At 52.0% G+C, this 18,867-nt stretch carries 19 protein-coding genes and 1 pseudogene; 11 read left to right on the top strand and 9 right to left on the bottom strand.

Features of this window, described 5'->3' with window-relative positions; translation table 11 throughout:
* The first annotated feature begins 35 nt into the window (after window positions 1-35).
* The 4 genes from tsaB (at window position 36) to rnd (ending at window position 4,491) form a co-directional block, all read left to right on the top strand.
* Window positions 36-737: a tRNA (adenosine(37)-N6)-threonylcarbamoyltransferase complex dimerization subunit type 1 TsaB gene (gene tsaB / locus BL249_RS03890; protein ID WP_099705330.1), complete on the top strand. Its 702-nt coding sequence runs from the start codon at window positions 36-38 to the stop codon at window positions 735-737.
* A 56-nt stretch (window positions 738-793) separates the two neighbouring features.
* Window positions 794-1,384, top strand: a complete 591-nt coding sequence (locus BL249_RS03885) for a Slp family lipoprotein (RefSeq protein WP_099705329.1) — start codon at window positions 794-796, stop codon at window positions 1,382-1,384.
* Between the two features lie 200 nt (window positions 1,385-1,584).
* Window positions 1,585-3,270: a long-chain-fatty-acid--CoA ligase FadD gene (gene fadD, locus BL249_RS03880; RefSeq protein ID WP_143354779.1), complete on the top strand. Its 1,686-nt coding sequence runs from the start codon at window positions 1,585-1,587 to the stop codon at window positions 3,268-3,270.
* A 105-nt stretch (window positions 3,271-3,375) separates the two neighbouring features.
* Window positions 3,376-4,491 carry a ribonuclease D gene (gene rnd, locus BL249_RS03875; RefSeq protein WP_099705371.1) on the top strand — a complete coding sequence of 372 codons (1,116 nt, stop codon included), beginning with the start codon at window positions 3,376-3,378 and terminating at the stop codon, window positions 4,489-4,491.
* Window positions 4,492-4,542: 51 nt separating this feature from the next.
* Here the strand turns inward: rnd and minE are convergent, their stop codons facing one another.
* From minE to minC, 3 genes are read right to left on the bottom strand one after another with little or no spacing between them, the layout of a single operon-like run.
* Complete coding sequence (gene minE / locus BL249_RS03870; RefSeq protein ID WP_099705327.1) at window positions 4,543-4,812, bottom strand: cell division topological specificity factor MinE; 270 nt, start codon at window positions 4,810-4,812, stop codon at window positions 4,543-4,545.
* A gap of 3 nt (window positions 4,813-4,815) precedes the next feature.
* Window positions 4,816-5,628: a septum site-determining protein MinD gene (gene minD, locus BL249_RS03865; RefSeq protein WP_099705326.1), complete on the bottom strand. Its 813-nt coding sequence runs from the start codon at window positions 5,626-5,628 to the stop codon at window positions 4,816-4,818.
* Window positions 5,629-5,666: 38 nt separating this feature from the next.
* Window positions 5,667-6,362 (bottom strand): septum site-determining protein MinC, encoded by a 696-nt coding sequence (minC, locus tag BL249_RS03860; RefSeq protein ID WP_099705325.1) that lies wholly within the window; start codon window positions 6,360-6,362, stop codon window positions 5,667-5,669.
* A gap of 157 nt (window positions 6,363-6,519) precedes the next feature.
* On the opposite strand from minC, the gene BL249_RS03855 reads away from it, so the two are divergent.
* From BL249_RS03855 to BL249_RS03840, 4 genes are all read left to right on the top strand, one after another.
* On the top strand, window positions 6,520-6,798 hold the full coding sequence (locus BL249_RS03855) for a YcgL domain-containing protein (RefSeq protein ID WP_099705324.1): 279 nt from the start codon (window positions 6,520-6,522) through the stop codon (window positions 6,796-6,798).
* A gap of 83 nt (window positions 6,799-6,881) precedes the next feature.
* Window positions 6,882-7,967 carry a lytic murein transglycosylase gene (locus BL249_RS03850; RefSeq protein WP_099705323.1) on the top strand — a complete coding sequence of 362 codons (1,086 nt, stop codon included), beginning with the start codon at window positions 6,882-6,884 and terminating at the stop codon, window positions 7,965-7,967.
* Between the two features lie 15 nt (window positions 7,968-7,982).
* Window positions 7,983-8,642, top strand: a complete 660-nt coding sequence (locus BL249_RS03845; RefSeq protein ID WP_099705322.1) for a fumarylacetoacetate hydrolase family protein — start codon at window positions 7,983-7,985, stop codon at window positions 8,640-8,642.
* Window positions 8,643-8,713: 71 nt separating this feature from the next.
* Window positions 8,714-9,151: a YcgN family cysteine cluster protein gene (locus BL249_RS03840; protein ID WP_099705321.1), complete on the top strand. Its 438-nt coding sequence runs from the start codon at window positions 8,714-8,716 to the stop codon at window positions 9,149-9,151.
* A gap of 43 nt (window positions 9,152-9,194) precedes the next feature.
* On the opposite strand, the gene BL249_RS18930 is transcribed toward BL249_RS03840, so the two are convergent.
* Window positions 9,195-9,371 (bottom strand): lipoprotein, encoded by a 177-nt coding sequence (locus BL249_RS18930; protein WP_158233065.1) that lies wholly within the window; start codon window positions 9,369-9,371, stop codon window positions 9,195-9,197.
* Window positions 9,372-9,472: 101 nt separating this feature from the next.
* On the bottom strand, window positions 9,473-10,003 hold the full coding sequence (gene dsbB, locus BL249_RS03835; RefSeq protein ID WP_099705320.1) for a disulfide bond formation protein DsbB: 531 nt from the start codon (window positions 10,001-10,003) through the stop codon (window positions 9,473-9,475).
* 279 nt (window positions 10,004-10,282) lie between these two features.
* Between dsbB and fadR the strand changes: the two genes are divergently transcribed.
* The gene (fadR, locus tag BL249_RS03830; RefSeq protein WP_099705319.1) at window positions 10,283-11,008 is read left to right on the top strand and encodes a fatty acid metabolism transcriptional regulator FadR; all 726 of its coding nucleotides are present in this window, start codon (window positions 10,283-10,285) and stop codon (window positions 11,006-11,008) included.
* An 84-nt stretch (window positions 11,009-11,092) separates the two neighbouring features.
* On the opposite strand, the gene BL249_RS03825 is transcribed toward fadR, so the two are convergent.
* Window positions 11,093-12,616 carry a SpoVR family protein gene (locus BL249_RS03825; protein ID WP_099705370.1) on the bottom strand — a complete coding sequence of 508 codons (1,524 nt, stop codon included), beginning with the start codon at window positions 12,614-12,616 and terminating at the stop codon, window positions 11,093-11,095.
* A gap of 508 nt (window positions 12,617-13,124) precedes the next feature.
* Here BL249_RS03825 and BL249_RS03820 point away from each other — a divergent pair.
* A complete protein-coding gene (locus tag BL249_RS03820) occupies window positions 13,125-14,429 on the top strand; it encodes a D-amino acid dehydrogenase (RefSeq protein ID WP_099705318.1) in 1,305 nt (434 codons plus the stop codon).
* A 29-nt stretch (window positions 14,430-14,458) separates the two neighbouring features.
* Entirely contained in the window at window positions 14,459-15,532 is a 1,074-nt protein-coding gene (gene dadX / locus BL249_RS03815) for a catabolic alanine racemase DadX (protein WP_099705317.1), read from the top strand.
* 3 nt (window positions 15,533-15,535) lie between these two features.
* Here dadX and BL249_RS03810 read toward each other — a convergent pair whose 3' ends face one another.
* The 3 genes and pseudogenes from BL249_RS03810 to BL249_RS03800 form a co-directional block, all read right to left on the bottom strand.
* On the bottom strand, window positions 15,536-16,726 hold the full coding sequence (locus tag BL249_RS03810; RefSeq protein ID WP_099705316.1) for a multidrug effflux MFS transporter: 1,191 nt from the start codon (window positions 16,724-16,726) through the stop codon (window positions 15,536-15,538).
* Between the two features lie 115 nt (window positions 16,727-16,841).
* Window positions 16,842-18,308 (bottom strand): annotated as a pseudogene (gene wbaP, locus BL249_RS03805) (undecaprenyl-phosphate galactose phosphotransferase WbaP).
* Window positions 18,309-18,703: 395 nt separating this feature from the next.
* Window positions 18,704-18,867 (bottom strand): IS1 family transposase (locus tag BL249_RS03800; protein WP_241898819.1); only part of this gene is annotated, 164 nt, incomplete at its 5' end.

Raw genomic sequence — 18,867 nt, 5'->3', positions numbered from 1 at the left:
TGATGCGCGCCGAAAATTGTCACTCTGGAGTAGCTATGTCATCGCGTATTCTGGCGCTGGACACCGCCACCGAAGCCTGTTCCGTCGCCTTGCTGGATAATCATCAGGTGCTGGCCACATTTGAACACTGTGCCCGTGAACATACCCAGCGCATTTTACCCCTGGTGCAGCAACTACTGGCTGAAGCCGGGGTGACGTTGAATCAGCTTGATGCGCTGGCATTCGGTCGCGGTCCAGGCAGTTTCACCGGGGTACGAATTGGCATTGGCATTGCCCAGGGCCTGGCACTGGGTGCGGGTCTCCCTTTAATCGGGGTGTCAACGTTACAGACGATGGCACAGGGAGCCTGGCGGCGGCAGGGCGCCAGCCAGGTGCTGGCTGCAATAGACGCGCGTATGGGTGAGCTTTACTGGGCGCAATACCGGCGTGACAATCAGGGACGCTGGCTGGGCGAAACCAGCGAAGCGGTGGTTAAGCCCGAACGGGCCCAGGCTGATATCGCTACGCTTAGCGGGCACTGGACACCGGTTGGCACCGGCTGGCAGGCCTGGCCGCAGCTGGCTGAGTCCGACAGGGTCACGCTGAACGCTTGTGAAGTGACGTTACCCTCGGCTGAGGATATGTTGCCGTTGGCTGCCGATGCACTGGCACGCGGCGCCACGGTTGACGCTGAACATGCTGAGCCGGTCTATCTGCGAAACGAGGTGGCGTGGAAAAAATTGCCCGGCCGGGAGTAAGGCAGGCAACTATTTAACGCTGACTGAGTCTAATCAGCCGTATCCAGGAGAATTTTATGCGTAAATCAGCTTTATTCAGGGCCTCGCTTTTCGCAGGTGCATTACTGCTGACTGGCTGCGTCAGCGTGCCGGATTCCATTAAGGGTTCTTCACCCACGCCACAGCAGGATTTGGTCAGAGTGATGAATGCACCCAAACTCTACGTCGGCCAGGAATCACGCTTTGGTGGCAAAGTGGTGAAGGTCAGCAATGAAAATGGCTATACGCTGCTGGAAATTGCGGCAACCCGCCTTGATGATTCGGCCCGGCCGATTTTGGGTGCGGCCTCTGTTGGTCGCCTGTTTGCCCGTATCAACGGCTTTGTTGACCCGATAGATTTCAACAACCAGTGGGTGACGGTTGTCGGACCGATCACCGGAACCCGTCAGGGCAAAGTAGGTGACGCAAACTATAATTTTGTTACCGTGGACGTCACCGGTTATCAGCGCTGGCGTCTGGCCCAGCAAATTGTCTCTCCGCCCGCACCAATTAACCCGTGGATCTGGTATGGACCCGGACCTGGCCGCCACCGCGGCTACTGGGGACCACCGCCTTACGGCTGGTACAATCCAGGCCCCTCACATGTTGAGACCTTCCTGACCGAATAAATTTCAAATCACTTTCCCCTGCTATGCCATGGTGTGGCAGGGCAATTATTGCCTGTAAATCCTGTGGCGAATTTTAGTGATGGGCTTCGCAACCTGCACATCCCGAGGGTGGCAAACTGGTACGCTGAGTTAAAATAATGTTAATAAACAGCGTGTGAGACGTCGCGATGACAACCAATAATAGTTTCCGAGGTGTTGAGTTGAAAAAAGTCTGGCTGGATCGCTATCCTGCGGATGTTCCGGCGGAAATTGACGCCGACCGCTATACGTCGTTAGTTGACCTCTTTGAACAGGCTGTCGCGCGCTACGGCGATAAGACTGCGTATGTCAATATGGGGCGCAGTATGACTTTCCGTGAGCTGGAAGCCAGCAGTCGTGCCTTTGCGGCCTGGCTTCAGCAGGGCTTAGGGTTAAAAAAAGGTGACCGGGTGGCATTAATGATGCCCAACCTGCTGCAATACCCTATTGCGTTATTTGGTGTATTGCGGGCCGGTATGGTGGTGGTGAATGTTAACCCGCTTTATACCCCGCGGGAGCTGGAGCATCAGCTCAAAGACAGCGGTGCGCAGGCAATTCTTATTGTCTCCAACTTTGCGCATACGCTGGAAAAAGTGGTGGCAAAAACCGGGGTTCGTCATGTGATGCTCACCCGACTTGGCGATCAGCTGTCACCGGTGAAAGGCTCGCTGGTGAATTTTGTGGTCAAATATGTCAAGCGTCTGGTCCCGAAGTACAATCTGCCAGGGGCTATCTCATTTCGCAGTGCCTTGCAGCAGGGGGCGCGGATGAGTTATCAGCGTGAGGCGATTGGTAATGACGATTTAGCCTTTTTGCAGTACACCGGGGGTACCACTGGCGTGGCGAAAGGCGCAATGCTGACCCATCGTAATATGCAGGCCAATCTTGCCCAGACGAAAGCGACGTACGGTTCACTGCTGCGTGATGGTGATGAAACGGTAGTGACCGCCTTGCCGCTTTATCATATTTTTGCCCTGACGGTAAACTGCCTGCTGTTTACCGAACTCGGCGGGCGTAACCTGCTGATTACTAACCCGCGTGATATTCCCGGCCTGGTGAAAGAGATGAGCCGTTATCCGGTGACGGCGCTCACCGGGGTTAATACGCTGTTTAACGCGTTGCTTAACGATGCCAATTTTCACAACATCGATTTCTCGACGCTGCGTATGTCCGCTGGCGGTGGTATGGCGGTGCAAAAAGCGGTGGCTGAACGCTGGGAAAAACTCACCGGCTGTTTTTTGCTGGAAGGCTATGGCCTGACAGAATGTTCGCCGCTGGTTTCCGTCAATCCACACGACATTACTCATCATACCGGCAGCATTGGTCTGCCGGTCCCGTCCACAGACATTCGTCTGGTTGATGATGAGGAAAACGAGGTGGCACCAGGGGAACCTGGCGAACTCTGCATCCGCGGGCCACAAGTGATGCTGGGCTACTGGCAACGTCCTGATGCCACCGACGAAGTGATGAAAAATGGATGGCTTCACAGTGGTGATATTGTTACCGTGGATGAACAGGGCTTTTTACGCATCGTTGATCGTAAAAAAGATATGATTCTGGTCTCCGGTTTCAATGTTTATCCCAATGAAATTGAAGATGTGCTGATGCTGCATCCTAAAGTACGCGAAGCCGCAGCGATCGGGGTACCGAACGATGTTGCCGGTGAAATGGTTAAAGTCTGCGTAGTGAAAAAGGATGACTCACTCAGTAAAGAAGAACTGATTGCACATTGCAAGCTGCACCTTACCGGCTATAAAGTGCCTAAACTGGTGGAGTTTCGTCAGGAGTTGCCAAAAACTAACGTCGGAAAAATACTCCGGCGCCAGCTGCGTGATGAAGCGCCAGAGGCGACAAAGCAAACGCCCTGATTGCAGACAGGCAAAACCTTTCCTTAAGCGCCGGTATTACCGGCGTTTTTATGTGTGATATTCCCCGTACGGCGGGCAATAAGAGAAGATATGCTGAATTACACGATGATTAGCAGCAACGCTGCGCTGGCAGAGATTTGTGCTAGCGCCCGGCAGAAAAGCGCGCTGGCGCTGGATACCGAATTTGTACGTACCCGAACCTACTACCCCCGCCTTGGACTTATTCAGCTGTTTGATGGTGAGCAGTTAAGTCTGATTGACCCGACGACCATCAGTGACTGGCAACCGTTTATTGCGCTGCTACAGGACCAGCAGGTCACCAAATTTCTGCACGCCGGCAGTGAAGATCTTGAGGTGTTTCAGCATCAGTATGGGGTTATGCCGGTGCCGATGATTGATAGCCAGATATTGGCGGCTTTTTGTGGCAAAACCCTGTCGTTAGGCTTTGCCAGTCTGGTGGAAAATTATACCGGCGTGGCGCTGGATAAAAGCGAAGCGCGTACAGACTGGCTGGCGCGCCCACTCACCGCCAGACAGTGCCAGTATGCTGCCGCTGATGTCTGGTATCTGCTTCCCATAGCACTGACGCTGGTTGAAGAGACGCGTGCAGCGGGCTGGCTGCCGGCTGCAATCAATGAGTGTCAGTTGCTGTGCCAGCGCCGTCAGGTGGTTGCTGATCCGCAGCAGGCCTGGCGTGATATCACTAATAGCTGGCAACTGCAGCCACGCCAGCTGGCGGCGCTGAGATTACTGGCTGCCTGGCGACTGGAACAGGCGCGACAAAAAGACCTGGCGGTTAACTTTGTGCTGCGTGAAGAAAACCTGTGGAAGGTGGCAAGATATCTGCCGGGAACGTTAGGCGAACTGGACCACTTGGGTATTCCGGGTCAGGAAATTCGCTATCATGGTAAGCGCTTGCTGGAGCTGGTATCTGCTGCCCGGCAGCTGGATGAATCGGACCTGCCAGCACCGCTGAGCAATCTGATTGATATGCCGGACTATAAGCGGCTGTTTAAGGAAATTAAAGCACAGATTGCCGGTATTGCTCAGCAAACCGGATTAAGTCAGGAACTGCTGGCATCGCGGCGGCAGATAAATCAGTTACTGAGCTGGCACTGGCAGATTAAACCCGGCGGGCAAATGCCGGAACTGCTACACGGCTGGCGCGGTGATCTACTGAAAGAAAAACTGATGAATTTACTGGGGGCAGCGGCTTCCTGAATCACCTTCTCCTGCTGGTGGCCAGCAGGAGATATGTGAAAATCACGGGCATCATTTAGCCTCGTCTTCCGGTTCCGGCAGGGTGACATTCAGCTCCAGAATTGAGATATCGTCGTCATTCTGGTCCAGTTTCACCGTCAGCATCTCGGGATCGATTTTGACGTACTTACAAATGACTTCCAGTAAGTCCTTTTTCAGCTGGGGCAGATAGTGTGGTTCAACATCGCCACGCCGGCGCTCAGCAACAATAATCTGCAGCCGCTCCTTGGCGATATTGGCGGTATTTTTTTTCCGGGATAAAAAGAAATCAAGCAGTGCCATTGTTTATCCCCCAAACAGGCGTTTCAGGAAGCCCTTCTTTTCTTCTTCAACAAAGCGGAAGGGGCGTTCTTCGCCAAGCAGACGATCCACCGTATCAGCATAAGCCTTACCAGCGTCGGAGTCGGCAGCCAGAATAACCGGTTCACCCTGGTTGGACGCACTCAACACTGACTGGTCTTCCGGAATAACGCCGGCCAGAGGTATGCGCAGAATCTCCAGCACATCTTCCATGCTCAGCATATCGCCACGGTTAACCCGGCCTGGATTGTAACGGGTAAGCAACAGGTGCTCTTTGATCGGTTCCTGACCATTTTCCGCGCGGCGTGATTTTGAAGAGAGAATACCGAGGATACGGTCTGAATCACGCACCGACGACACTTCGGGGTTGGTGGTAATAATGGCTTCATCGGCAAAATAGAGTGCCATCAGCGCGCCCGTCTCAATACCCGCAGGTGAATCGCAGACGATAAAGTCAAAATTCATTGCGGCCAGATCGTTAAGGACTTTTTCCACACCTTCGCGTGTCAGCGCGTCTTTGTCACGGGTCTGGGAAGCCGGCAGGATATAAAGGTTATCGGTACGTTTATCTTTGATCAGCGCCTGGTTGAGGGTGGCATCACCCTGAATAACATTAACAAAGTCATACACGACGCGGCGTTCGCAGCCCATGATCAGGTCAAGATTACGCAGACCGATATCGAAATCGATCACCACGGTCTTTTTACCTTTTAAAGCCAGACCGGTTGCGATGGCAGCGCTGGAGGTGGTTTTTCCTACGCCCCCTTTGCCCGAAGTAACTACAATAATGCGTGCCATAAAGTGATTTCCTTACAAAATAGGGCTGTAGAGCCTGCTCAGTACAATTTCTGTATTGTCAGAGCGCCGTTCTGCAGACACAGTCGCGACGCTTTACCAAAAAAATCGGCAGGGATCTGATCCATTATCCAGTATTCGCCAGCAATAGAGACCAGTTCTGCAGATAAACTGCTACAAAAAATCTGGCACTGGCGATCGCCACTGGCACCGGCCAGCGCCCGGCCACGCATTGTGCCATAAATATGGATATTACCATCGGCAATCAATTCGGCACCGGCGCTGACGCTGCTGGTGACGATGAGATCGCTGTTTTTGGCATAGATTTGCTGCCCGGAACGCACCGGTGAGTCAATCAGCCGGGTCTTTGTCGCCTCGCTGGTTGCGGCGGCGACTGCTTTAACGGGAGTCTCGTCCTGCTGGCTCTTTGGCTTACCTTCATTGAGTAACGGCAGGCCGGCAGCACTAATCAGCCGTTTAAGCTGTTCATCTTTACAGCCGCTGACACCCACGATATGTAAACCGGTGGCCGTAATAGCCTGCTGCATTTGTTGCCAGTTAATTTCGCCATTCAGTCTGGAAACATTCAGCACCACGGGCGCATTTTTTAAAAAGGCCGGCGCCTGATCTACTTTCTCCTGCAATGCTTTGCCAACGACTTCCGGCTGCGGGTGAAGGAGGTGAACAACCGACAGGGTAAAACTACTGCCTTTAAGCTCAATGGGCGCTTGCGACATCGATACCAACTCAGTCCTGTTTTCGTCCCGACTTTGATTATGACTGTTTTTTGCACGGCGTAACCGCGTCAGGAGAATATTACGAAGTTATGCCAGCATGTTATAGTTAGAGCTATATTCAGGCAAGATATCTGCCAGGTTAATTCGGGTAAAAAATATGTTTTGTGTGATCTACCGAAGTCCGCTGCGCGATCAGACGTATTTGTATGTTGAAAAAAAAGAGGATTTTTCCCGGGTGCCGGAAGCGCTTTTACGCAACTTTGGTCGACCACAGTTTGTCATGATGTTTCCCCTTGATGGCCGTAAAAAACTGGCCAATGCAGCGTTAGATAAAGTGACCGCAGCCCTTAATGAACAGGGTTTTTATTTGCAGCTTCCACCTACGGTGGAAAGTTTGTTGAGTGCACATCTGGAAAACAATAAAAACACGGTTTAGGAATCATCTGTAAATCTTTTTAGGCCGGTTATCGTCATACAGCAATTGCCAACAGCGTAGAAAAATTTATCAGGAGCCAGCCGATGCCACTGAGCAGACAGCCTATTCTGGCAATGTCATGGTTGTTGTCACTGAGTATCGCCCTGCCACAACAAGCGGCTGCACATTCTGACAGCACAGTGGCTACGCTGACGAAGCCTGCCAGCCAGACTGTAACCCTGGCGCAGAGCGGGCGCGATCCGGCCGCATTCCCGGACTATGTCGCCCAGCTAAAGCACACTGCCCGCCAGGCGGGATTCAGCGAACAGACCATTGCCCGGGGTTTTAGTGGCATCCATTTTGTGGACCATGCAGTCAGTGCTGACCGCAGTCAGCCGGAAAAAAAACGCAGGCTTGATGATTATCTGTCGCGGGTAATCAACCCTGAATTGATTCGTCAGGGACGCGCTTATCGCCAGCAGTACCGCCAGCGTTTGCAGCGGGTTAGCGATCATTACGGTGTCACTTCTGACTATATTGTTGCCTTGTGGGCCATGGAGAGTCGTTACGGCACCATCCAGGGTAAAGAGGCGGTGATTTCAGCGCTGGCCACGCTGGCTTTTGAAGGGCGCCGCCGGGAGTTTTTTACCGAACAGCTGCTGGCGGCATTGAAAATTATTCAGCAGCAGCCGATTTCCGCTGGCGAACTGAAGGGGTCATGGGCCGGGGCCATGGGACAGACACAGTTTATGCCACAATCCTATCTGCGTTACGGTGCCGACGGTGACCGGGATGGCAAAATTGATATCTGGAATAACCCTGACGATGTTTTTGCTTCCACGGCAAACTATCTGGCTTCAAATGGCTGGCAGGCAGGAAAGCGCTGGGGGCAGCAGGTGAGGTTACCGGCTAATTTTGATCCTAAGCTGGCAGGAACGGCGCCCGGGCTGGCGCGTAGCGTGGCCGACTGGCAGGCGGCGGGTGTGACTCTCAGCGCGACACGGGTTTCACTGCGGCAACCGGCATGGATTATTCTGCCGGATGATAGCCGTGAGCGGGCTTATATGGTTTTTGATAATTTCCGCACGCTCATGCGCTGGAACCGATCTTATTATTTCGCTTTGAGCGTCGGTATGATGGCTGACGCACTGGCAAAACCCGCGTCGGTATCGGCCGATGCGCCTGATTAATCAGCGAGGAATCACATGTATCAGCATCACAACTGGCAGGGTACGCCGTTAGATTTTCCGGTGAATAAAGTGGTGTGTGTCGGCAGTAACTATGCCAGGCATATTAATGAGATGGGCAGTGTTACACCGAGCGAACCGGTGCTATTTATCAAGCCTGAAACCGCGCTATGCGATCTGCGGCAGCCGCTGTCTATTCCGCAAGGTAAGGGCGCGGTTCATCATGAGGTGGAACTGGCGATTTTAATTGGCTCAACGCTGAAACAGGCAACAGAAGATCATGTCAGGCAGGCCATTGCCGGTTATGGTGTGGCGCTGGATCTTACTCTGCGTGACCTCCAGGCTGGTTGTAAAAAAGCCGGACAGCCCTGGGAAAAGGCAAAAGGATTTGATAACGCCTGCCCGATTTCCGGATTTATTCCTGCTGCGGAATTTGCCGGCGATCCTCAGAACTGTGAACTGAAGCTGGTGGTTAATGGCGCGGTACGCCAGCATGGCAACACGGCAGATATGATTACCCCGATTGTGCCGCTTATTGCTTATATGAGTCAGTTTTTCACCCTGCGTGAAGGGGACATTATATTAACCGGTACGCCGGAAGGTGTCGGACCCATGCAGCCGGGGGACGCGCTGGAAGTGTCACTGGCAGGCTATGGTATCTCGACGCGGGTACTCTGAGTTGCACGGCGCTTGCATCTGGCGCCGCTAACCTTTATAAGGTGCAGCTTTCTGACTGAGCGGGAATGAGAATGAGCGAACGTCCTTTCTGGCAGTATAAAAGCCTTGATCAGATGAGCGATGCGGAATGGGAATCCCTGTGTGATGGCTGCGGTCAGTGCTGTCTGAATAAGCTTCAGGATGAAGAAACTGATGAAATTTACTTTACCAACGTGGCTTGTGACCAGCTGAATATTAAAACCTGTCGCTGCAACAATTATGCACGACGTTTTGAATATGAGCCTGACTGTATCAAGCTGACACGCAGCAATCTGCCAACCTTTTCATGGTTACCCTGGACCTGCGCGTACCGGTTGCTGGCCGAGGGAAAACCTTTGCCGGCCTGGCATCCGTTACGCAGCGGTTCGAAAGCTGCTATGCATGCTCAGCGTATTTCAGTGCGGCACATTGCCGTGCGTGAAAGTGAAGTGATTGACTGGGAAGATCATATAATTCGCCGACCGGTCTGAGGCTGATCGGCCCCGTCAGCAGACCGGAGCCGATCAGATATAATTAATGAAAAGAGGGTGTTACCGGTTTGGCGCAGTGACTGTCACTGCTGTTACAAGGCTGCGCTTTACTGTCGGTTGCCCTGGCCGCCTGATTGGGTTCAGGGTCCGCGCCGGGTGAAAAAACGGAACACCCGCTGACCAATGTCAGCATCACTGCGAGCATAACGATTTTTTTCATCACATCTCCTTATTATGACGTTTACTTTTTCATCATAGACTGCCATCACCCATTGTGAGTGGCGGGATGTGATATTTGTCGGCCGGAGCCTGCTTTGACCGTTAGTTTGAGAACATTTTACGATTACGCGCACGAAATGGCTGCGCAATCAGTACCAGCAGCGCCACCAGCAGATAGCAGGCAAAGGTGACTATCAGCCATTGCGGCATGCTAAGGTTAAACAGCGTCCAGCCGCGTTCTGAACAGTCACCGCTGGCAACAAACACCGCCGGCAGCCAGCGATCAAGCGGCAGCCAGTGCGGAAAACTGGCGGCAAAATCGCAGGTTGAAAAAGGATTAGGATGCAATTGCAGCATAGTATGTTGCCACGACAGACGCAGACCTTGCCAGCCACTGTATAACCAGATGAGCAGCGCCAGAATACGCAGCGGGCTGCGCGGGGCAATCAACCCGACAATGCCTGCGCCCAGAATGCCAAACAATGCACAGCGCTCGTAAATGCACATGACGCAGGGCATTAAACCTTGCACGTGCTGGAACCAGAGCGCGACCAATTCCAGCAACAAAGCTGACAGGGTCAGCAGCAGCCAGGCACCGCGTCCCTGAGAACATCGGTTAAGATACGTCAGCATATAATATTCCATGAATAATTGTTAAACGGGAAGTTTAACTGAAAAAAGTTGGGCTGCCAGCCCGTCTGTGAGTAAAAGATAGCCTGAAGAAATGATTTAAATTAAACAAGTTGTAAAAAGTAAACATTAGCAACAGCCATTTATCAATGCCGTCTCTACCAGTCACCTTTAGGATGATATATCTCCTGATCCCGCGTTAGCAGACTATATCGCACAGAATGCCTCTGGTATGATGAATTGTCATTTATAGCACTGTCCCTATAACGGAAAATAAACGCTATGGTTATTAAAGCGCAGAGCCCCGCTGGATTTGCTGAAGAGTATATTATTGAAAGCATCTGGAATAATCGTTTCCCGCCAGGATCCATTTTACCCGCAGAACGTGAACTCTCTGAGCTAATCGGTGTGACGCGTACCACCCTGCGTGAGGTGCTGCAGCGTCTGGCGCGTGACGGATGGCTGACTATCCAGCACGGTAAACCAACGCAGGTTAATAACTTCTGGGAAACTTCTGGTCTGAATATTCTCGAAACGCTGGCGCGTCTCGATCATGATAGTGTGCCGCAGTTAATTGATAATCTGTTGTCGGTGCGTACCAATATTGCCTCTATTTTTATCCGTTGTGCGGTACGCAATTTTCCGGAAAAAGCAGAAGCCGTATTGCGTGTGGCTGAAACGGTTGAAGACAAAGCAGAGGCGTATACCGACCTCGATTACGGCATTTTCCGCGGGCTGGCGTTTGCATCCGGTAACCCGATATATGGACTTATCCTTAATGGACTGAAAGGATTATACACCCGGGTTGGTCGCCACTATTTTTCTAACCCGGAGGCCCGCCAGCTGGCGCGTGATTTTTATCTGGAATTGTTGACCCTTTGTCAGCAACAGCGTGTCGATCAGGTCGTCGAAGCGGTGCGTGAATATGGCCGGCGTAGTGGTGAAATCTGGCATGCAATGCATTTCTCGATGCCACAGCAGGAAAACAACCGACTGAAAGGTATCTGAAAAGAAAAAACCGGTCGGCCGACCGGTTTTTTTATGATTGCGACAGGAATTGCCTGGCTGTCCTGCGATGCTAGCCCAGTTAGCTCAGCGGGGCGGGCAGTTTTCCAGTAATTCCACCGAGCCATCGGCATTCTGCTGTTCAAGATGTACATCAAAGCCCCACAGCCGGTGCACGTGTTTTAATACTTCGCGACGACTTTTATCCAGCGGCGTGCGATCCTGGGGAATGTAACGCAGGGTCAGCGAGCGGTCACCGCGCAGGTCTACATTGTAGATCTGGATATTGGGTTCAAGATTACTCAGATTATACTGTGCGGAAAGTTGCTGACGGATTGCCTGATAGCCGGCTTCGTCATGAATGGCCGCAATTTCCAGATAGTTATTGCGATCGTCATCCAGCACGGTAAACAGACGGAAATCGCGCATGACTTTGGGTGACAGGAACTGGCTGATAAAGCTTTCATCTTTAAATTCGCGCATAGCGAAATGCAGGGTATCGAGCCAGTTTGTGCCGGCAATGTCCGGGAACCAGTAGCGATCTTCCTCTGTTGGTGCTTCACAGATGCGTTTAATGTCCTGGAACATAGCAAAACCAAGCGCATAGGGGTTTATGCCGTTATACCACTGACTGTTATAGGCTGGCTGAAACACAACATTGGTGTGGCTGTGCAAAAACTCCATCATAAAGCGTTCGCTGACTTTACCTTCATCGTACAGATGGTTGAGGATGGTATAGTGCCAGAACGTCGCCCAGCCTTCGTTCATTACCTGAGTCTGTTTTTGCGGATAAAAATACTGGCTGACTTTACGCACAATGCGCAGTATTTCACGTTGCCAGGATTCCAGCAGCGGTGCATTTTTTTCCATAAAATAGAGCAGGTTTTCCTGTGGTTCTGAAGGAAAGCGCTGTTGTTGTGCCTGGGTTTCTTCACGCTCCCGGCGTGGTAAGGTTCGCCACAGACTATTGACCTGACTTTGCAGATATTCTTCGCGGCTTTTCTGCCGGGCTTTCTCTTCTTCCAGCGAAATTTTTTGCGGGCGTTTATAGCGGTCGACACCATAATTCATTAAGGCATGACAGGAATCGAGCAGCTTTTCCACTTCATCAACGCCATAGCGTTCTTCGCAGCGGGCAATGTAACCGCGGGCGAAAATCAGGTAATCAATTATTGAACTGGCATCGGTCCAGCTGCGAAACAGATAATTGTTTTTGAAGAAAGAGTTATGTCCGTAGCAGGCATGGGCCATCACCAGGGCCTGCATGGTCATAGTGTTCTCTTCCATAAGATAAGCAATACAGGGATTGGAATTAATCACGATTTCATAAGCCAGCCCCTGCTGACCATGCTTATAACGCTGCTCGGTTTCAATAAATTTTTTGCCGAATGACCAGTGGGCATAATTAATCGGCATGCCGACGCTGGAATAGGCGTCCATCATTTGTTCTGAGGTGATAACTTCGATTTGATGCGGGTAAGTTTCCAGCCGGTAATGCTTCGCCACGCGGTCTATTTCGTGTAAATAGACATCCAGTAGCTCGAATGTCCAGTCCGGGCCATCGCTCAGGCGTTTGCTGTCCTTGATGGGATCGTTAAAGATTGTTGTCATCGCGCACCCCTTAATAACAAGCGGCCGGACTGAAATGACCGGGCCGTTTATTTCATGATCTGACATAGCCGCTCCGCGCTGGTCAGATCCGGAATCACAACTGCATCTTCAATGATAGTTCACTCTCTCTTATCTCAGGGAGTAACACAATGGAAATGTTGCAAGGTAACGGCAATGCTGCCAGCCTGGATGATGTGTTGCGATGCTAAATGCTATATATGCAGTATTATTTAGCTGTTTGTACTAATTATATACCCTGTCAGGTGACCTGTTATTCTGCTGTTATATCGCCATAATGGCCTTTTTTGTGCAATTTACTGCTGCCGTAGCACAAATGATTATATGAAATGCTGAATTGATGATTTATGACGCTTTTTTGTTATCAAGTTACCCAAAAAGAGGTGAAATAGTAACAGCGGCAGTGGGGTTGGCCTGGCGTGCGGCGCAATTTACTGCTTTTCTGCCATTAAACCGGGATTTTATTCTTTTTATATAATGCGGAGCCGTTATGAGAGTGATCGTTCTTGGGGGCGGAGTAATAGGCGTGACCAGTGCGTGGTATCTGGCGCAGGCTGGTCATGAGGTTACCGTCATTGAGCGCCATGCGGACGCCGCAATGGAGACCAGCGCGGGCAATGCAGGCCAGATATCACCGGGTTATGCCGCGCCCTGGGCGGCGCCCGGTGTGCCACTGAAAGCGATTAAATGGCTATTCCAACGTCATGCACCGCTGGCTTTTCGTCCGGATGGCAGCTATTTTCAGCTGGCCTGGATGTGGCAGATGTTGCGTAATTGCGATATACACCATTATCAGCAAAATAAAAGCCGCATGGTGCGCCTGGCGGAATACAGTCGTGATTGTCTTAAACTATTGCGCCAGCAGACCGGCATCGCTTATGAAGCGCGGCAGGGCGGAACGCTGCAGCTGTTTCGTACTGCGCAACAGTTTGATAATGCCAGCAAAGATATCGCGGTATTACAACAGGCCGCTGTACCCTATGAATTGCTGTCGGCAGAGGAGCTGAAACGGGCGGAGCCAGCGCTGGCTGCCACCCAGCATAAGTTCAGCGGCGGCCTGCGGCTGCCTAACGATGAAACCGGCGACTGCCAGTTGTTCACCCAGCGTCTGACAGCAATGGCGCGAACCGCGGGCGTAAACTTCCTGTTCCGCCACAACGTTGAACAACTGATCCGCGAAGGTAACCGTATTACCGGGGTAAAATGCGCCACACAGACGCTGAATGCCGACGCATTTGTTATCGCGCTGGGCTGCTGGTCAACGGCCTTACTGAAAAACTGTATTGCGATTCCAGTGTATCCGCTGAAAGGCTATTCACTGACCATTCCGGTAATAAATAGCGAGGCGGCACCGGTTTCCACGGTACTGGATGAAAGTTATAAAGTGGCGGTAACGCGTTTTGATAACCGTATACGGGTCGGTGGTATGGCCGAAATTGTCGGCTATAACCGGCAGTTACTGGCAGCGCGTCGTAAAACGCTGGAGAAAGTCGTCAGCGATCTGTTCCCGCACGGCGGGGACCTCAGTCAGGCCAGTTTCTGGAGCGGACTACGTCCAATGACGCCCGATGGCACCCCGATAGTCGGGCGCACCCCGCTGGCAAACCTGTTTTTAAATACCGGACATGGAACGCTTGGCTGGACCATGGCCTGTGGTTCTGGCCAGCTGCTAGCGGATCTTGTATCTGATCGTGCGCCGGCTATTGCTGCCGACGATCTATCTGTACTACGGTATCTGCCTGGTTTTGACGGTAATCGCGCGACGATATTTCAGCATAACGGCACGGCCCCCTGATGCTAAACGTGGCGTGAAAAGGAGAAAATATGGCCCGACCACTGGTCGCAACGATTAAACGCAGCGCGTTGCGGCACAATCTTTCCGTTGTCCGCCAGGCAGCGGAAAACGCGCATATATGGTCTGTGGTGAAAGCGAACGGTTATGGCCATGGTCTTGAGCGTATCTGGCAAAGCCTCAGCGATACTGATGGCTTTGCGCTGCTTAATCTGGAAGAAGCGATCCTGCTGCGTGAAAAAGGATGGAAAAAGCCCATCCTGTTGTTAGAAGGCTTTTTTAGCGCGCAGGAGCTGAGCATACTTGATAAATACCGGTTAACCACCAGTGTTCACAGTAACTGGCAGATTCAGGCGCTGGCACAGGCAACGCTGTCGGCACCATTGGATATTTATCTTAAAATTAACAGCGGCATGAACCGGCTTGGTTTTGCGCCGGATCAGGTTTGTAACGCCTGGCAGAAACTGCGCACGCTGGATAACGTCGGCGAAATAACCCTGATGTCACACTTCGCCCGCGCCGAAGAGGATGCCGGCATTATTGAGCCATTGCGGCGTATTGAACAGGCGGTAAAAGAGATTCCCTTGCCACGTTCGCTGGCTAACTCTGCGGCGACGCTCTGGCACCCGCAAACGCACTATGACTGGGTCAGACCCGGTATCATTTTATACGGCGCCTCTCCCAGCGGTCGCTGGCAGGATATTGCCAGTACCGGATTGCGGCCGGCAATGGTGCTTGAAAGCGAAATTATTGCCATTCAAAATCTGCAGCAGGGTGAAGGGGTCGGATATGGTCACCGTTACCGGACAAGTGCTGAACAGCGTATCGGCGTTGTTGCCTGCGGCTATGCCGATGGTTACCCACGCCATGCACCGAGCGGCACACCGGTTTACGTAGACGGCGTGAAAACCTGCACTCTGGGGACGATTTCTATGGATATGTTAGCGATTGATTTGACGCCTTGTCCGGAAGCGCATATTGGTAGCCGTGTCGAGCTGTGGGGAGAGAACATCCGCATTGATGATGTTGCCGCCGCCGCCGGCACTGTGGGTTATGAGCTGATGTGTGCGCTGGCTCCCCGGGTGCCGGTGGTGGTGACTGACTGAATATTACAGCGCGGTAATATGACCGCGCATTTTTTTACTCATCCGCCATGCCAGCAAACACAGCAGGGCTGCCAGCGCCATCATCACCAGCAGCGCTACTTTTTCACTCAGTGGCAGTGCCATCACCAGCATGCCGACAGCGGCACCGCCTGCCATCTGAATAAACCCCATTAGTGCTGAGGCAACCCCCGCCTGCTGTGGCCAGGGCTCCAGTGCATAGCTGGTTGCCGGGCCAACCGTCCAGGCAAGGCCGGCGCAAGCGATCACCACCGGCAGCATATAACCAAACCAGGCATGCTGTATTGCTACGGGCAGTAGGGTGATTTCCGCCAGTAATAACAACGCAGCAACCAGCTGTGCCAGCGCACCGGCCAGCAGACAAGCGGGGCGGCCCACTTTGCGGATCATTTTATTGACCACCATGCTAAAGAGCATGATCCACAAACCGTTGGCACCAAAAGCGAAAGAAAACTGTAGCGGGGTGAGTTGAGCCTGGTTCATCAGCACTTCCGGCGCCAGCGAGACGTAGGTCAGTACCATGCCCATAACGCCGGCATTGGCTGCGGCAAACAGCAGGAAATCGGCCCGGCGTATAATCTGGCTATACTGGCGCAGGGGAATACCCCGTGAGCGCAGCGTGGTGGACGGACGGGTTTCTGGCAGAAAAAAAATCACCAGCAGGCCGATAATCAACGCGTAAAAACTGAGCAGCCAGAACGGTGCCCGCCAGCCTAAGCTGGCGCCCAGCAACCCACCCAGCAACGGCGCCAGCGCCGGAACAATATTCAGGGCACCGTTAAGAAAACTGTATGCGCGAGCGGCATCATCCCCCGCCAGCCGGTCACGCACGCCGCTGAAGGCGACGACGGCGGTACAGCACACCGCGCAGCCCTGAACCACCCGTGCGACAAAAAACAGCTGCCAGCCCGGCGCGCAGGCGGCGAGCGTGCTGCCTGCCAGGTAGAGGGCAATGCCGGTTAGAGCAACCGGCTTGCGACCAAGATTATCCACCAGCGGGCCGGCGACCAGCTGGCCCAGTCCCATAATCAGTAAAAACAGTGGAATAGTCAGCTGCATCAGGGATATAGGGGAATGAAGTCCGTTGGCGATGGCGGGCAATACCGGTAAGTAGAGATCGATACCCAATGGGCCAAATAGTACCAGGGTAAGTAATAACAGGGTGAATTTTTGCATAGCGACCAGACGGTAAAACAAAAACAGAGGCTAAGGGTAGAGGGTCACAGGTAAAAAGAAAAGGTCTGGTGGGCAGAAAAACCGCCTGCAGAGGCAGGCGGCGATAAGCTGAGCCTTAATAGGCACCGTCGCGACGCAATACCACTCCGGCAGTTTTAAACAAAATGGCGATATCGGTCCATAATGCCCAGTTTTTAACATACCAGGAGTCGAAATATACCCGCGTGTCATAATCGATATCATTACGCCCGCTGACCTGCCACAGACCGGTCATGCCCGGCTTGGCCATCAGGTAATAATCAACGTCACCGGCATAGCGTTCCAGTTCCGCCTCAATAACCGGACGGGGGCCAACCAGACTCATTTCTCCCCGGACCACGTTCCACAGCTGCGGCAGTTCATCCAGGCTGGTTTTACGCAGAAATCTGCCGATAGCGGTTACCCGCGGATCGTTTTTCAGCTTGAAGTCTTTCTCCCATTCTGCCCTGGCGTCGGCGTCGCTGGCCAGTAGCTGGGTCAGCACTTACTGAGAGTTAGTGACCATGGAGCGGAATTTCAGGCATTTAAACTTTTTGCCTTCGCGTCCGATCCGTTCATGACCATAGATCGGGCTGCCGCCATCGCGCGATACCAGCCAGCACAACAGGCCAAAAGCCGGTGCAAGGAACAGCAGTAACAACGCAGCAACCACCAGGTCAAAGCCACGCTTAACAATGCGGGAAGAGCGTTTGGCCAGGCTATTACTGACTCGCAGGATCATCACTTCATGGCTGAAAATAAAAGACATGTCGGTACCGTAGAGCGGCACGCCGCGCAGTGCCGGAACAACCGATATTGAACGGCAACGTTTTTTTGACAACAGTTGCAGCCATTTGTCAGTCAGGGCTTTTTGTTCGTATTCGGTGGCAACGATGAACTGAGTATTTTCCAGATCGATACGTTCCCAGGCGATTTCTTTGTGGGTAATCACCGGTACGCCATTAAGCAATTCCGGACGATTTTCACCACTGGTGGCGACGAAAGCTTTCACTTCATAGCCCAGCATTTCATCACTTTGTAATGCGGCATAGGCTTCGCGGGCATTGCGGCCTGAACCGATAATAATGGTTTGTTTATTCCACTGGCCAGCACGCAGAATCAGTTTTTTCACACAGGTACGCAGCAGTGGCATCAGAAATAGTGCAAAGCCCCAGGTAAAGATCCACAACATGCGCGAAAAATCCCATTTCGAGAAAGAGATCAGCGCCATATCAAGCAAAGAAAAAATGACCAGCGTTTTGATGATATCTTTCAGTTCGAACCAGAAGGGTTTGCGGTAAGTATAGTGGCGTAGCCGGGTCCAGAACCAGGCCGTGCAGACCAGGGACATAACAAACTGAGCAATAAAGCGAACTTTAATTTCCTCAGGGGGAATAAATATATCCAGATTTCCCCAAATGGCCTGAACGGTAGCGGTGGACAAAAAAAGTGCCAGATTAATTGAGACTAAATTTGAAAAGCTTAATGCTAATTTTTCAATAATATTTTTGCGGGTGCCGCTGAATGTCCGGCCACCCTCGTTCATTATCAGAGTACTTGCCATAATGCCTGCTCTCTTTTCATTAGGAACCCATGAACCTGACGAGGACCAAGCACGCTATCAGGAGTGTTTGCAGTGAACAGTCCTTTTATCAATGCACTGGGAGGCGCATCACGCCCTGTTTTTCTGCTGAATGCACAATGAACCGGCAGCTAAATCATTTAGCGCGGTATACCATTGTCAATTGTTCCTCAGGATTATGCAGCAGGCTGCAGCTGCCGTTAATACGGGTAATTCCTAAAAGATAAAATGCTTTCAGATGGAAAATAAAATAATAAACAGCATCGATAACAAAAAGCTATTATTATTCAGGCATAAGAATATGACGACAAAGTAACAATAAGAATACGATGAAATGAAACCATTTCATCGTTAAAGATAATCGGTGATGCCTCCAATTAGTAGAACATGTGTTTCTCGATAAACGCTCCAATGACTTTTTCGTGGATCTCAACTGAGCGCGAAAAGCAGATTGTTTTACGAGCCAACCGTTTAATGCGGGTGCGGAGCGTCAGGTTATTACGTTCAATGCGTTGGGTGAAAATTTTGCCCGTCAGATGCT

Source organism: Erwinia sp. OLFS4 (genome assembly GCF_002752165.1).
Classification (GTDB): Bacteria; Pseudomonadota; Gammaproteobacteria; order Enterobacterales; family Enterobacteriaceae; genus Izhakiella.
The sequence above is the reverse complement of the archived record's forward strand: the minus strand, read 5'-3'. Positions and strand labels throughout refer to the sequence as shown.

What these genes read in the sequence shown, in the direction of transcription:
- BL249_RS18930 (WP_158233065.1), bottom strand. Translation starts at nt 9,371, where the DNA reads ATGAAAAAAATCGTTATGCTCGCAGTGATGCTGACATTGGTCAGCGGG.
- BL249_RS03845 (WP_099705322.1), top strand. Translation starts at nt 7,983, where the DNA reads ATGTATCAGCATCACAACTGGCAGGGTACGCCGTTAGATTTTCCGGTG.
- tsaB (WP_099705330.1), top strand. Translation starts at nt 36, where the DNA reads ATGTCATCGCGTATTCTGGCGCTGGACACCGCCACCGAAGCCTGTTCC.
- BL249_RS03855 (WP_099705324.1), top strand. Translation starts at nt 6,520, where the DNA reads ATGTTTTGTGTGATCTACCGAAGTCCGCTGCGCGATCAGACGTATTTG.
- fadR (WP_099705319.1), top strand. Translation starts at nt 10,283, where the DNA reads ATGGTTATTAAAGCGCAGAGCCCCGCTGGATTTGCTGAAGAGTATATT.
- BL249_RS03840 (WP_099705321.1), top strand. Translation starts at nt 8,714, where the DNA reads ATGAGCGAACGTCCTTTCTGGCAGTATAAAAGCCTTGATCAGATGAGC.
- BL249_RS03820 (WP_099705318.1), top strand. Translation starts at nt 13,125, where the DNA reads ATGAGAGTGATCGTTCTTGGGGGCGGAGTAATAGGCGTGACCAGTGCG.
- BL249_RS03810 (WP_099705316.1), bottom strand. Translation starts at nt 16,726, where the DNA reads ATGCAAAAATTCACCCTGTTATTACTTACCCTGGTACTATTTGGCCCA.
- BL249_RS03850 (WP_099705323.1), top strand. Translation starts at nt 6,882, where the DNA reads ATGCCACTGAGCAGACAGCCTATTCTGGCAATGTCATGGTTGTTGTCA.
- minD (WP_099705326.1), bottom strand. Translation starts at nt 5,628, where the DNA reads ATGGCACGCATTATTGTAGTTACTTCGGGCAAAGGGGGCGTAGGAAAA.
- BL249_RS03825 (WP_099705370.1), bottom strand. Translation starts at nt 12,616, where the DNA reads ATGACAACAATCTTTAACGATCCCATCAAGGACAGCAAACGCCTGAGC.
- minC (WP_099705325.1), bottom strand. Translation starts at nt 6,362, where the DNA reads ATGTCGCAAGCGCCCATTGAGCTTAAAGGCAGTAGTTTTACCCTGTCG.
- BL249_RS03885 (WP_099705329.1), top strand. Translation starts at nt 794, where the DNA reads ATGCGTAAATCAGCTTTATTCAGGGCCTCGCTTTTCGCAGGTGCATTA.
- dadX (WP_099705317.1), top strand. Translation starts at nt 14,459, where the DNA reads ATGGCCCGACCACTGGTCGCAACGATTAAACGCAGCGCGTTGCGGCAC.
- minE (WP_099705327.1), bottom strand. Translation starts at nt 4,812, where the DNA reads ATGGCACTGCTTGATTTCTTTTTATCCCGGAAAAAAAATACCGCCAAT.
- dsbB (WP_099705320.1), bottom strand. Translation starts at nt 10,003, where the DNA reads ATGCTGACGTATCTTAACCGATGTTCTCAGGGACGCGGTGCCTGGCTG.
- rnd (WP_099705371.1), top strand. Translation starts at nt 3,376, where the DNA reads ATGATTAGCAGCAACGCTGCGCTGGCAGAGATTTGTGCTAGCGCCCGG.